General features: G+C 66.7%; 17 protein-coding genes. 4 read left to right on the top strand and 13 right to left on the bottom strand.

What is annotated here, in order from left to right; all coding sequences use genetic code 11:
- Positions 1–23: 23 nt before the first annotated feature.
- From AAG689_RS06130 to AAG689_RS06155, 6 genes are read right to left on the bottom strand one after another with little or no spacing between them, the layout of a single operon-like run.
- The gene (locus tag AAG689_RS06130; protein WP_406625167.1) at positions 24–377 is read right to left on the bottom strand and encodes a hypothetical protein; all 354 of its coding nucleotides are present in this window, start codon (positions 375–377) and stop codon (positions 24–26) included.
- Positions 374–2,956: a type IV secretion system protein TraC gene (traC, locus tag AAG689_RS06135; protein WP_406625168.1), complete on the bottom strand. Its 2,583-nt coding sequence runs from the start codon at positions 2,954–2,956 to the stop codon at positions 374–376. Before traC ends, AAG689_RS06130 begins: the two co-directional genes overlap by 4 nt.
- Complete coding sequence (locus AAG689_RS06140) at positions 2,953–3,582, bottom strand: TraV family lipoprotein (protein ID WP_406625169.1); 630 nt, start codon at positions 3,580–3,582, stop codon at positions 2,953–2,955. Before AAG689_RS06140 ends, traC begins: the two co-directional genes overlap by 4 nt.
- Positions 3,579–4,403 (bottom strand): DsbC family protein, encoded by an 825-nt coding sequence (locus AAG689_RS06145; protein WP_406625170.1) that lies wholly within the window; start codon positions 4,401–4,403, stop codon positions 3,579–3,581. Before AAG689_RS06145 ends, AAG689_RS06140 begins: the two co-directional genes overlap by 4 nt.
- Positions 4,387–5,754: a TrbI/VirB10 family protein gene (locus AAG689_RS06150; protein ID WP_406625171.1), complete on the bottom strand. Its 1,368-nt coding sequence runs from the start codon at positions 5,752–5,754 to the stop codon at positions 4,387–4,389. The genes AAG689_RS06145 and AAG689_RS06150 overlap by 17 nt, the downstream gene beginning before the upstream one ends.
- Before the next feature lie 21 nt (positions 5,755–5,775).
- Complete coding sequence (locus AAG689_RS06155) at positions 5,776–6,564, bottom strand: type-F conjugative transfer system secretin TraK (RefSeq protein WP_406625172.1); 789 nt, start codon at positions 6,562–6,564, stop codon at positions 5,776–5,778.
- On the opposite strand from AAG689_RS06155, the gene AAG689_RS06160 reads away from it, so the two are divergent.
- A complete protein-coding gene (locus tag AAG689_RS06160; RefSeq protein WP_406625173.1) occupies positions 6,541–6,732 on the top strand; it encodes a hypothetical protein in 192 nt (63 codons plus the stop codon). The two genes, AAG689_RS06155 and AAG689_RS06160, sit on opposite strands and share 24 nt — an antisense overlap.
- On the opposite strand, the gene traE is transcribed toward AAG689_RS06160, so the two are convergent.
- The 6 genes from traE to AAG689_RS06190 form a co-directional block, all read right to left on the bottom strand.
- Positions 6,725–7,291, bottom strand: coding sequence for a type IV conjugative transfer system protein TraE (gene traE / locus AAG689_RS06165; protein ID WP_406625174.1), 567 nt, complete (start codon positions 7,289–7,291; stop codon positions 6,725–6,727). The two genes, AAG689_RS06160 and traE, sit on opposite strands and share 8 nt — an antisense overlap.
- A 13-nt stretch (positions 7,292–7,304) precedes the next feature.
- Positions 7,305–7,604: a type IV conjugative transfer system protein TraL gene (traL, locus tag AAG689_RS06170; protein ID WP_406625175.1), complete on the bottom strand. Its 300-nt coding sequence runs from the start codon at positions 7,602–7,604 to the stop codon at positions 7,305–7,307.
- A 31-nt stretch (positions 7,605–7,635) separates the two neighbouring features.
- Positions 7,636–7,998: a hypothetical protein gene (locus tag AAG689_RS06175; protein ID WP_406625176.1), complete on the bottom strand. Its 363-nt coding sequence runs from the start codon at positions 7,996–7,998 to the stop codon at positions 7,636–7,638.
- Positions 7,999–8,023: 25 nt separating this feature from the next.
- On the bottom strand, positions 8,024–8,794 hold the full coding sequence (locus tag AAG689_RS06180) for an OmpA family protein (RefSeq protein WP_406625177.1): 771 nt from the start codon (positions 8,792–8,794) through the stop codon (positions 8,024–8,026).
- Entirely contained in the window at positions 8,791–9,318 is a 528-nt protein-coding gene (locus AAG689_RS06185) for a lytic transglycosylase domain-containing protein (RefSeq protein WP_406625178.1), read from the bottom strand. The genes AAG689_RS06180 and AAG689_RS06185 overlap by 4 nt, the downstream gene beginning before the upstream one ends.
- 142 nt (positions 9,319–9,460) lie before the next feature.
- Positions 9,461–9,961 carry a hypothetical protein gene (locus AAG689_RS06190; RefSeq protein WP_406625179.1) on the bottom strand — a complete coding sequence of 167 codons (501 nt, stop codon included), beginning with the start codon at positions 9,959–9,961 and terminating at the stop codon, positions 9,461–9,463.
- Between the two features lie 228 nt (positions 9,962–10,189).
- Here AAG689_RS06190 and AAG689_RS06195 point away from each other — a divergent pair, with 228 nt between their 5' ends.
- Together AAG689_RS06195 and AAG689_RS06200 are read left to right on the top strand one after the other, a co-directional pair.
- Positions 10,190–10,561 (top strand): antitoxin Xre/MbcA/ParS toxin-binding domain-containing protein, encoded by a 372-nt coding sequence (locus AAG689_RS06195; protein ID WP_406625180.1) that lies wholly within the window; start codon positions 10,190–10,192, stop codon positions 10,559–10,561.
- Positions 10,558–11,094 carry an RES family NAD+ phosphorylase gene (locus tag AAG689_RS06200; RefSeq protein ID WP_406625181.1) on the top strand — a complete coding sequence of 179 codons (537 nt, stop codon included), beginning with the start codon at positions 10,558–10,560 and terminating at the stop codon, positions 11,092–11,094. Before AAG689_RS06195 ends, AAG689_RS06200 begins: the two co-directional genes overlap by 4 nt.
- 27 nt (positions 11,095–11,121) lie before the next feature.
- On the opposite strand, the gene AAG689_RS06205 is transcribed toward AAG689_RS06200, so the two are convergent.
- Entirely contained in the window at positions 11,122–11,430 is a 309-nt protein-coding gene (locus AAG689_RS06205) for a hypothetical protein (RefSeq protein WP_406625182.1), read from the bottom strand.
- Positions 11,431–11,568: 138 nt separating this feature from the next.
- On the opposite strand from AAG689_RS06205, the gene AAG689_RS06210 reads away from it, so the two are divergent.
- On the top strand, positions 11,569–11,814 hold the full coding sequence (locus tag AAG689_RS06210) for a helix-turn-helix domain-containing protein (RefSeq protein WP_406626296.1): 246 nt from the start codon (positions 11,569–11,571) through the stop codon (positions 11,812–11,814).
- Positions 11,815–11,820: the final 6 nt, after the last annotated feature.

The raw sequence follows: 11,820 nt of genomic DNA on the forward strand, positions 1-11,820 counted from the left end.
GGTGGTTGGGCGCGGTTCCGTGTTCATCGCCGATCCACCTTTCTGCGAAGCATGGGTGTCAGGTCCAGGCTATGCGGCGCGCCGGCGACGGTTCCCTTGATGACCACCAGGCAACCGCATTCCTGTGGCAGTTCGTCGAGGGCCGCGGGCAGGCGCTGCGAGAAGTCCCGCGCCAGCGCGAGCGCGCGTTCCCGCTCAGCCTCGCTGCCAGTCTGGGTCAGCAGGTGGGTGAACTCGGTTTCCTTGGCCCGGTACACCTCGGACAGGTCCACGATGCCGACAACAAGAGCCGGACGCAGCACCAGCCGGTCGTAGAGCGCGATGCCGGTAGCGACTAGCAAGGCCGCGACCAATGCGTGGAGGGCGGCGGCCTTCACAGGACATGCCCCCGCTGCCGCAGTAGCTCGGTGATGGCCTCGTCGATCGACAGGCCCTGGGCGCGCAGCGCGTCGATCGGGGCGTTGTCTTCCAGTTTGTTGCTGAAAAGAAGGTGCGTGGCCGGATCCAGGATGTTGCGCGCTACGCCTTCGCCGACCGGCGAGGAGATGTACAGCTCGGAGAAGGCACCCGCCTCGGTGCGCAAGGAATTGAGCAGCCGCTTCTTGGGCTCGTCCATCGACAGACGGCCCTTGCGGTCGAGCATCTCGATGGATTCGGGCTTCTGGCGCAGCAGGAACACCCAGTCGCTGCAATTGAAGGCGGCTTCCATCTGCGCCGAGCCGTAGTAGTCGTCGGCGCTCTGGGTCGCAGTGCCGAGTGCCCCGCCATACTTGCGCGCGCGCCGGGCTGCCTCCTCGACCACGGCGGCCTTGACCGGATCGTCTGCCCCAATATCGCCCAGTTGCTGTTTCAGCTCGTCGATGAACAGCACCTTGCGCCGGTTGCGCGTGAGGTACATCTCGCCGGTAATCTGGTGCAGCAGCAGGATGTTCACCACCGCGTGCAGATCCGGGCGGCGCTTGAGTTCCTCATTCTCGATGACGATGAAATCGTTGCTGAAGTCCACGTTCGCGCGGCCTTCGAAGAAGCGCTCGTACTGCCCGCCCTTGGCATAGGGGTTGAGCATGATGGCGAGGTCCTTGATGCGCTGGTCGTTCGTGGCGCCCAGTTCCTCGATCGTCCCGGTCTTGAAAGCATCGCGCAGGCCGGTGATCGTGAGGTCGCGGCCGTACTGCCGCCAGAGCTTGAGCACCATCGCAGAGATCGCCTTGTACTGGACCTCCTCCAGCGTGTGCTGCATCGAGGCCATCTTCGAGATGCCCGGCACCAACATGTCGATGTCCTCGTTGATGTCGTGGACAACCGTGAAAGGGTTCAGGCAGAGATCCACGTCGGGTCGGAACTCGATATAGGTCCCATTGGCCTTCCTGCACAGCTTCTCGAAACTGCGCCCAAGGTCGAGCATCCAGACCTTGGCGCCAATGGCGCGGTAGGACCAGGCCAACTCGTTCATCAGCACCGACTTGCCCGAGCCGGGCGCGCCGATGATGGCGAAGTTGTAGTTGCCGAGATCGTTGTCATAAATGTCCAGTGTCATGAGCTGGCCGCGCCGGCCGCCGAACACCAGCGCCGGCGTGCGCGTGCCGCGCCATTCGGCGATCAGCGGCGCCATGTGGATGGCATTGGCCATGGTCTTGCGTGTGACCCGGCGCATCTTGGCTAGGTCGCGGTGGAAGCGCGGCGTCAGCGTCATCGGCAGGCTGGCCAGCAGGGCTTGGCGGTGCATGTAGGCGTCGGCATTGAGCCCGAATCCGCGCGCCCGCCAGATCGCGTTCGCGGCTTCGTGCGCGGCGGCTGCCTTGCCCGGGTGCGTGAAGATCGCGAGCTGGTGGTACAGGCTCACGAGGTTTCCACCGGTGTCGATGGCATTGGCGGCGGCCGTCCAGTCGTCGAGCTTCTTCTTCACATCCGGCATCACGTCGGCCATCTTCGATTTGGCGTTCTGCGTGGCCCGCACGTGGTTCGCCATCACCGAGGTTCGGGTGGCATTCGGGTCCAGCATGTGCACGCCCAGCGTGATGAGGAAGGGCGCGCTGTACTGGAGTGCCGGCTGCATCAGGTCGCCGATGAGCGATCCCATCTGCCACAACGCGAAGCGGTCGGGGAAGCTCTTGATCGAGTAGAAGCGCGCCTCCAGCACGTCGGGGCTGGTTTCCTTCCAGAGCGTGAGGCCGGACGGGTGCGGATCCTGGATGGTGTCGAAGTCGATGATCTGGTCGCGTATCTCGCGGCCGTCGTCGTAGTTCAGCCAGCGGTCGTCGTCGTGGTTTAGGTCTTCTTCATCCGAGTGGGCGATGCGGTCGGGGTTGGTGAACATCGCGCACCAGTTGATGAGGTCGGCGGCGTCGCAGACGCGGCTGGGCAGCATGGCCGAGCGCAAGGTCGCGGCCATCGAGTCGCGCAGGGCCAGCAGCGCGTCACGCCGATTCAGATCGCTCGCGTCGCCCGGAAAGGCGACGCTCAGCATCAGCCGGAAGTCGCGCAAGGTGTAGTGGAAGCCCGCGGTGAGCGAGGTCTGGGTGCCCTGCAGCAGATGGTTGACGCGCTGGCGCGCGAGCTTGCGGAACAGGTTCTCGTCGGGCACGGGACGCCCCCAGGGACGCGCCTTCTCGGCTTGATCCTCATCCTCGACACGCAGGTTGGTGTACTGGCGCAGTTGATGGCGGATATGGGGTGATGCGAACAGGTGGAACTGCAGCCCCGTGTCGGCAGGGCAGTTGGCGTACAGCGACACCAGGACTTCGGCCATGCGCTCGTCGGCACCCGACTGCGGCATCAGCTCCAGCACGAAGCCCATGCCGTCTCGGTTGACGAAGATGCGTTCGTCGGCGAGATAGGCGGAATAGGGCAGCCAGCCTGCGAACTGCTCGGCGGGCGTGTCCGCCGCCGCGCCGAGGCCGAACACTGGCAACCGGCCCGAATGGGGGCTGCCCAGTGAGGAGAATGGGATGCTCATTGGGGGCTCCCGGCAGGGCGGCCGACCGGGGCCGCAGGTGGGTTGTTCAGCATCGGGAACCCGCTGGTCCCCGTGGGACGCTGGACGGGTAGGGGTAGCGCCGCTGCGGCGTCGGTTGCCGCGTTGGCTTCGCTCGCTGGCTTGGCTGGCGGCGGGCGCAGCGGTGCATAGCGTTCACGGATGGCCTGCCGGATGTGGTCGATCTGCCAGCGGCCGTTGTCGATCTGCACATAGACATGGGCCTGGTCGAACAGGTCGCCGTCGATGTCTTCCCAGGGCTTTATCCACAGTCGCAGGTAGCGCGCCTGCGAGCGCAGCGCCTGGGGCTGGGGCGTATCGGCATTCGGCGTGAGCAGGGCGGCGGGTGGCTGCCGCGTCGGCGCGTCGGTGGCCGGGGCCTGCGCTCCACCTTGCGTCTTGCTCGCAGCCGGACCCGAGGCGCGGCGCTGGCTGGGCAAGTTGTCGCGGATCGCGTTCTCGTAAGTGCCGGAAACCGAATCGCAGGCGACACCTTCGGGCGCGGCGCAGGCGTACTTGGAGCCGCCGTCCAGGCCGGACATGTTCACGCAGGCGGCCAACGGCAGGAGCAGGATCGCGGCGCTGGCGCGCGAGAGCGGGCCGGTCATGGCTTCTTCTCGGTGGATGGTGGCTGCGTCCCGGCAGCGGCCAGCCTGGCTTCGAGCACGGCGCGACCCACGAAGCCATCCGTGCGCGTGCCATCGGCCCAAAATAGGGTGGGCGTGCCTTGCACGCCGAGCTGGCGCGCGAGCGCCAGGTTGCGTCCAATGGGATGTGGGCAGTTTGTGGAGGCGTCCTGCGCGCTCGCGTCGCCCTGGAGCATCCACCGGTGCCACGCCTGATCGCGGTCGGCGGCGCACCAGATCGCGACCGGCCGACCTTCGCCCTGGAAGGGCACGAGGAAGGTGTAGATCGTGACGTTGTCGATGCCGGCGAGCTCGGGCTCAAGCTGTTTGCAGTAGATGCAGTTCGGGTCGCTGAACACGGCGACCTTGCGCTGGCCGTTGCCGCGCACCGTCTTGATCGCGTCGGTGACTGGCAACTGATCGAAGTCCACCCTGGCGGTAGGGGCGGTTTCGGCCTGGAGGAGGGCGTCCTGGCCGCCCGCGCGTTGGGCCAGTTTCGGGCCCGTGACGTCGCGCATGGTCTGGGTGTCGAACAACCGGCCGAAGATGAAATAGCGCGGGTTTCGGGCGGTGACGTAGGCGACATTGCCGTTCATCCACACCTCGTAAAGCCCTTCGACGTCGGTGCGCGACACCTCGCTGAAGGTCGTGCCGGGGTGGTTCTTGCGCAGCACGTCGAGCAGCTGGGCCTTGTCCTTCGAAGCGGCCTGTGCGCCGATGGACAGCGCGCATAACAGCGCGGCGGACAGGAGCGGCAGGGCGCGGCAGCGCCGGCCGCCCAGGGCGTCAGTAGTTACCATCATCGGAGGCCTCCAGGTAGCGGGTTTCGGGGGAAGCGGACAGGCGCGCGGCGTTCGCGGCCAGATCGGTCATCGGTACGTCGATGCGCACGCCCTTGGTGACTACGACGTCGATTTCGCGCCCGGCGTCGACCTCGATCACGGGGAAGGTGTTTTCCGCGAGCTTGATGTAGTACTGGGCCAGCCGGTCCAGGGCCTTGCCCACGCCTTGACCCAGGCCGGCGCGGTAGGCATCGGCACTGTTGTCGGCGCTGGCGATGCTGCCGAGCGCCGAGGTGCTGTAGGTGGTGTTGGCAGTGGACAGCCCCTGGCCGATGCCGCTGACCACGCCCGCGAGCAGAGCATTAGCCAGCATCTGCCCCTGTTTGGTCACCAGTCGCCCGCGCATGCCGACCTTGCCGTCCTCGCCGTACACCGTGCCCTGGATGCGGACTTCCAACGTGGCGCCGTCGGTGCGCACGCACGAGAGGTTTTCGGTACGGAGATACGCGCGCTCGGAGCTGATGTCGCCGTAGCCGGCCGCGATCACGAAACACTCCTTGTACTCGCCGCGAAAGCGATTCGGCAGGACCGAGTTGTCCGAAAGCCGGATGAGGACGGGATGAGGATTGCTCTGGGACTGCCCGCCAGTGGGCGCATCCAGACCGCCCAGCAGCGTGCCGCGGGTGAAGCTGACAGGCAGGAAGGTGGAGACCGTCTTGCCACTAGCTGCGCTGCCGCCGCCGTCCTGGCGCGCACCGCCATCGGCAGCTGGTGCGCCCGTTCCCGCTCGGGAAGATTGGGCGAGCGAAACGCGCGCGATGACTGGAACAGGAGGGGCGGGCGGCTGCGGCGGCTGGCCAGTGGGCAGCGCGCCTGCGGAACCGGCCGCCGGCGGTGCCGGAGGCAGGCTCACGGCGGGTGGCATCGTCGTCGGCGTGGGCGGAGCTGGGGCCGGTGTTGGGACTGGGCGTGCCGGCGGGGCGTTCGCCGACTGCTGGCTGGCGGTCAGCCGCTGCTCGAGTTCGGAGAAGCGCTGCATCGTGCGCGCCTCCCAGGCCTGCCTGTCCTTGTTGAGGCGGCTCTGCTCCTCGCGCTCGGTCTCGTACTGGGCCAGCTTGCGGCCGGCTGTGCCGACCCACTGGTCCACTGGGTTGACCTGACTGCCCGGCGGCATCACGCCGATGTTGGTGACGTCGCTGGATTGGGCCGTCGTACGGCCAGCCTGTGGCTTCGGCGAGCCGGTGAACGCGAACACGAGCCAGAGCACGCCGACGCCGCCGGCGACGATGGCACCCAGCAACGCGTACTGGCGCTGGCGCGGCGTGAGCCGTTCCAGCAGGCCACGCAGGGCGGACGATGGCGGCGGCTGCATGCCGGGGGTGGGATCGCATCGTCATCGCACACCTCCGCGGCGGATCACATACACGCTGGTGCTTTCGCCCGGACGCAGGTTGTGCTGCTCGATGGCGATGCCGCTGATTTCGCCCTGTGCTGTGTTGCCGGGCCGGTCGAATTCCTGTTCCGCCAGCACCATCAGGGCTGAACTGACGTTCTGCAGAAAGTACTTCTCGCCGACGTAGCCGCGGCCTTCATAGGTGCGCCGCAGCGAGAGCTTGGCCTCCTTCCAGAGTTGGACGTCGCGGGACGTTTCCTCGACACGTAGGTCGGGCGGCACGCGGTCGGAAGCCATCGCGACCAGCATCGCCTTCATCGCCCGGATGTGGCTCGGTGCCGGGCCGGAGGGCGCTGCCGGGCTCGGCTGCAGGGCCCAGGGTGTCTTGTCGCGGATCACGATGGTGTCGGCCGGCGTGTCCGCACGGCGCAGCAGCAGCGTGTAGGTCGCGCGCGCCGAGGACACGAACAGGTTGATCGGCTTGGACGAATCGCCGGCAGGCCGGATGTAGACCTCGCCTTTGTCGCGATCGCACTCGACCACCACGTCGCCCGACGGATTGACCGCCGGGGACGCGGCGACGGGGCTGGCCATGCCCGGTGTGGCGGCAGCAGGCGGCAGCCCAGCCGCGGCGCAATGGCTCGAATGGATGTTGCCGAACACATCGGTGATCGGCGCCCCTTCGATCCGCACGCGGGTCGGCTCCTTCATGGAAATGATGGCTTCGACGGCCACACCGTCGCTGGCCTCCACGAGCTGCAGCGCATGGGCCTGCAGGCCGAAGGACATGGCCGTCACGGCGATGATCCGGCGGGCATGGATGGACAGGTCGTTCCGCCGCGCGCGTTCGGCGTGCGGTGGGGCGGGAACGTGTCTGCAAGGCTGCTGTCGCGCTGCGTCGGCAACGGCGCCGGGCTGGACCTGGGCAGTCGCCTGCGCGGCGATGCGCTCACTTGACTGCATAGGGCACCTCCTGGAAGCTGGCGACGTGCATGCGTGCGCCGGAATAGGTGAATTCGATGCGGTAGGCCTTGAGGTCGTTGGCGGTCTCGAATCCGTTGATCAGCGTGCGCAGGCGTCCGCGCACGACCAGGGTCTGGGCGTCTTCGCTGGCGACCAGCTGCTGGGGTGCGAAGGACGTGGCGGCGTTGATGCGCTTGAGGCGCTCGGCCTCGACCTCCTGGCGCGTCTTGAGCGCGCCGTACTGCTTGGGATCGACGTAGCCGAGCAGGATGTCTTTCTTCCAGTCGATGGTGCCGGGGCTGACGTCCAGGATCAGCCAGGCGACGAAACTGCCCATCTGTTCCAGGTACTCGCCGGATGCCTTGTCACTCGTGACCCAGAAGGTCTTGTTGAGGGTCGGAGGAACGACCACGGTGCGCACGGTGCCCAGCAGGCTCAGGATCACGATGAGTGCGAGCACCTGGCCTGCTGCCAGCGCGCCCACCGCCAGCCCCAAGCTTCGGTTGCGCCGGCGCAGTTCCTTGAGATCGCCGTTGAGCCGTTCGAAGTCCATGACGTTGCTCCGCTCAGCCGACCATGCGGCGGACATGCGATGGCGGCGTGGCGCGCATCGACGTGACAGGGTTCGCGGGCAGGTGCCAGTAGAGCCAGTGGATGGCGAAGGCCGGATGCTTATCCGTCTTGAGCCGGGAGATCCAGCGCGAGACGGCGATCCCGACCGCCATGCAGACCGCGAAGGCCAGCTTGCTGCCCGTCAGGTAGCCGATGAAGAACATCAGCAGGACCGGTGCGGCGACGTCGACGTCCCAGAAGCCCAGTTTCCACTGGTCATCGAGGCGCCGCGGAATATAGGTGTCCGCTTGCATGGAGACCTCCGGGATGAGGGGAGCCCGGGGCTCAGATGACCGCGCCCATGATGGCGCCGGCGATCACCAAGCCGACCGCCCCGAAGATGGCCAGGCCGACATAAAACAGCACAGGTCCGAAGTTGCGCAGGGCCGACAGCGAGATGAGCGCCACCACGAAGCCGACGAAGCCCACCAGCGCCTTGATGCCGGGGCCGAGGTCGGCGATCTGGGTCAGCGCGGAGGTGAGCGGCCCGGTGATGCCGGTGAAGGTGACGAGGTCGAGCGCGTGGCTCGGGAACGCGATCGCCAGGCCAATGCAGGCGAGGACCAGCAGGGCGAGGAAGCCGGAAATCTTGCGTGCGTGGGTGCGCAGCGAAGTCGGCGCGGAAGAGGGCAGGACGGCAGTGTTCATGGGAAAGCTCCAACAAGAGGGCAGACTAGGGACGGGTGGAATCGGGTGTTGGTGCGGGTGTCGATGGCGGGTCGGATGCGGGTTGGAGAGAACTCGGGATGGGCCGAGACTCAGGCGGGACGTCGCTGTCCAGCCGGTAGCGGATCTCCACGCGGCGGTTGCGCGCGCGGCCGGCCGCGTTGTCGTTGGCTTGTGCGTAGCAGCAGGCGCCTTGGGCGTCCACAGTGGTCACCGGCGCGATCCCGGGCGCCAGCGCGAGCAGCTCACGCAGCACCGCGTCGGCACGGGCTTTGGCAAGCCGTTCGTTCACCGCGGTCGGGCCAGTGCTATCGGTCCGGCCGCTGACCTTGACCTGCCGGGCCTGCGCTAGTCGCGGCGCGAGTGCGCGCAAGGCCTGGCGCGCATCCGGGCCCAGCCCTGCGCTGGCAAAGGCGAACTGAATGTCGATCTGCTGGAGCGCGGCCTCTTCCTGGGGGTGGCCGGCCTGTGCGTGCGCATGGCCACTTGTCTCGCGGTCGTTGGCAGGAGAGCCTTGTAGCGGGGCGGGCGGTGCGAGTGCATGGGCTGGCGGCGAAGCGAGGATCGGCAGTGTCTTCGGCGTGCGCTGGGGGCAGGCGTCCGTCCTGCATGTTTCGAACGCGGCTTCCCGGCCGTAGCCGACCTGGGCTAGGCGCTGCGGCACCGGGCTGCTGGGCATGGCTGGCGTAGGGAGGGGTGTGGCCGCGCAGCCTGCGATCAGCAGCGCTGCGCTGGCCAGCACGCCGCGCATGGGACGTCGGGTCAGGCGGCATGTCATGGTGCGACCTTCACGTTGACCAGAGGTGTCGCGCTTTGGCCGCGCGCCGGCGCCGGCCCTCGCTGGCGATTGCCGGAGGAAACCGAGGGTAGGTGGCGGTAGACGCGCCAGGCATAGGTGGCGCGGGCCCGCGTGCAGTCCTCGCCCTTGAGCTGGCTGCAGGCGGCGTTGTAAGCTCCCACCGCGTTCCAGGTCACGCCGTGGCGAGCGAAGTTGTCGGCCAGCAGCCAGGCGCCGACGTGTAGGTTCACGCACGCGTCGTACAGATCGGCTTCGCGGATACCGAACCGGGCCAGCTTCGGCAGATGCCGGCTGTTGATCTGCATCAGGCCGATGTCGTAGCTGCCGGTGCGTTGCTGGTGTCCCCGGTTCACGGCACGGGGATTCAGATCCGATTCCGTCCGGGCCACGGCGTAGAGCAGCTCCGGCGCGATGCCATAGCGTTGCGCCGCCGCGTCCCAGCACGGCTCGGCCTGCAGGACGCCAGGCAGCATTGCGACGATGAAAGCGACGGCCACACGCATCGAAGACCCCCACGGGATTCGGGACGGACCCGCCGGAAGGCGGGGCATGGGGTGTGGACCAGCGGACTGGCCAGGGTCTTGGCGGGTGAGGCCGGCAGGTGCCGGTCAGGGTCGAAGCGGGTGGCGGCGCATCGCCGCAGCTTCAGCGCAGGCGCTGCAGTGAGACGTGCGAAGCCGTATGGCGCTCCACCATGTTGCATCGGGCCTGGCGCAGCACGGAGGCGCCCGTGCTGTCATCGAACTGGCACAGGGCCACGCAGGCCGTCGTCAGTTGGTCGAGCCCGAACTTCGGGTTCGGATGCCGGTTCGCTGGCGAGCATTGCAGGTCATGGAGCAGTTCGTATTGGGGGCGCCAGAGCGATTCACGTCGCCGCGGCGTGGTCGGCGAGCGCATCACGAGGGCCGTGCCCAGGAACTCGAAGATCCGCTCCGCTGCATCGTCCTTGCTGAACACGAGGGCGACGCAGGCGCTCAGCAGATCCGGGAAGCGGAACGTCGGCGCGACGTTGTCCTCGCTGCGCAGCAGCGCGTAGAGCCAGTTGTGCTCTTCGATCCAGAGCCGGGTTTCGACAACCTCGCTCGGGTCGGCGGCAACGGCAGCCGGACGGGCCGGGTGACTGGTGCTGGGCGTGGTGGTGTACATGGCGTCCATCCTTGTGCGATCGGTGTGGTGAACACGCTCATGAGCGCATGGACGAAGCGTAGGCGCGGGCCAGGTGGGTGTCGCCTTGGAATGGACGACTTATGGGGGGTGTTTCGCCATCGGCGGCCAATGAGCAGAAGGCCGGGGGGCTTGGGCAGGGCGTTCAGGGTTGCGGAGAGAGTGATTATGGTGCAAAATAAGTGCATATGAACTGCATAGAGTGACGCCATGAGCACCGTCCTGCAACAGCCTTTTGTCGAGCAGTTCCGCGAGCCGGACACGCCCTACCTGTCACCGGCCCGGATCGGGGAGTTCTTCGGCTTCCAGATCCAGGAACTGGCCGAGCGTGCCCACGTGCACCGCAATACGCCTACCGCCCGACCGCAGGCGCCGCAGTTGCAGAAGTATCTGCAGGACATGGTGCGGGTGCTGGCGGTGGCCTCCGAGATGACCGGCGACGAGAAGCGCGCTGCCTTCCTGTTGCGCAACGAACCGTTGCGCGCCTTCGGCTACAAGACGGCTGATGCACTGGTCCAGGAAGGGCGGACCGATGACGTCATCGCCTATCTGGAGTCCATCGCCGGCGGTGCCGCTGGATGATTCTGGACACGACCCTGGGCGAAGCCAAGGACGCCGCCTACTACCGCGTGATCGGCCCAGCCTATGCCAGCACGCCGCTGTCCGGCATGGGTGCGGCGCGTCGGGGCGGCCGGTTCAACCGGCCCGGCCAGGAGGCGCTCTACCTGGCGATGGACGAAGTCACCGCGCTGGCCGAATACAAGCAGGACAACCCCTGGCTGCCGCCGGGCACGATCTGCACGTTTCTTGCCCGCGGGTTGCGGGTGGCCGATTTCAGCAGGGGCTTCGACCCGGAACGTTGGCCGCCGCTGTGGGCCGATTTCGCAGTGGACTGGCGGGCCGAGTGGTTCGGCAAGGGCAATGAGCCGCCGACTTGGTATATGGCCGACGACGTGGTGGCCGCAGGGTTGGATGGCATCTTGTTCCCGTCGCAGGCCCATGCTGGGGGCACCAATCTCGTGGTGTACCGAAGTTCGGTCAGGCCCGCCTCCCAGCTGCGTGTTTATGACCCGAACGGTGTGCTGCTAAGAATCGCCTCGCCCGGAAGCAGGTGATCCGAGCCAAGGCCGGGCTCGCCACTTCTAGGTCGAGGATCCTTGCCTGTCGAAGGTGGCTAGACCCGTCAGGACTGGAGCTTCCGCATCGAATAGCAACCAGACAATACCGGCCCGCTCGGCAAGCTCGGTAATCACGTCCAATTCGTGCTCAGCCGGAACGCGCTGGCGTGGTGCACCCACATAGACAAGGCCGCCAAATTCAGTGGGATAGGCATTCACGGACAGCGCGTTACGCCGAAGCAGGGCCCGCGTCGCGGGATGTAGATGCGACGATGACAGCGAGACCAAGGGCTCCGCCAGTTGACGAAGACGTTCTGTGAGCACGGTGTCCATGTATGCGTGGCGAGTCCAGCTTTAACGGGAACAGTCCAGCCTTTAACGGAAAACGACACACAGTTTGGAGGGCGGTTTCATAGGGCGTGTGGAAGATCATCCGTGGTTTGATTGGCATCATAAACCCACTATGTGGAAATGCCTATTACCTCACCCCGGTACGCCAATGACCCGGTGCTCGTTGCATTGGGCGAGGCCATCCGCCGCAGCCGACGCGTACGGGGAATTTCTCAAGAGGAACTCGCGCATCGCAGTGAGATCGACCGGTCCTACATGAGCAGCATTGAACGCGGCGGCCAGAATCCGGGGATTATTTCCGTGGCGCGGATCGCGCGCGCGTTGGAAATGTCCGTGGCGGAACTGATGACCGAGGCTCAGTTGTAGCGCCTG

Origin of the sequence: Acidovorax sp. SDU_ACID1, from assembly GCF_045291395.1 — a bacterium.
Lineage (GTDB): Bacteria > Pseudomonadota > Gammaproteobacteria > Burkholderiales > Burkholderiaceae_C > MR-S7.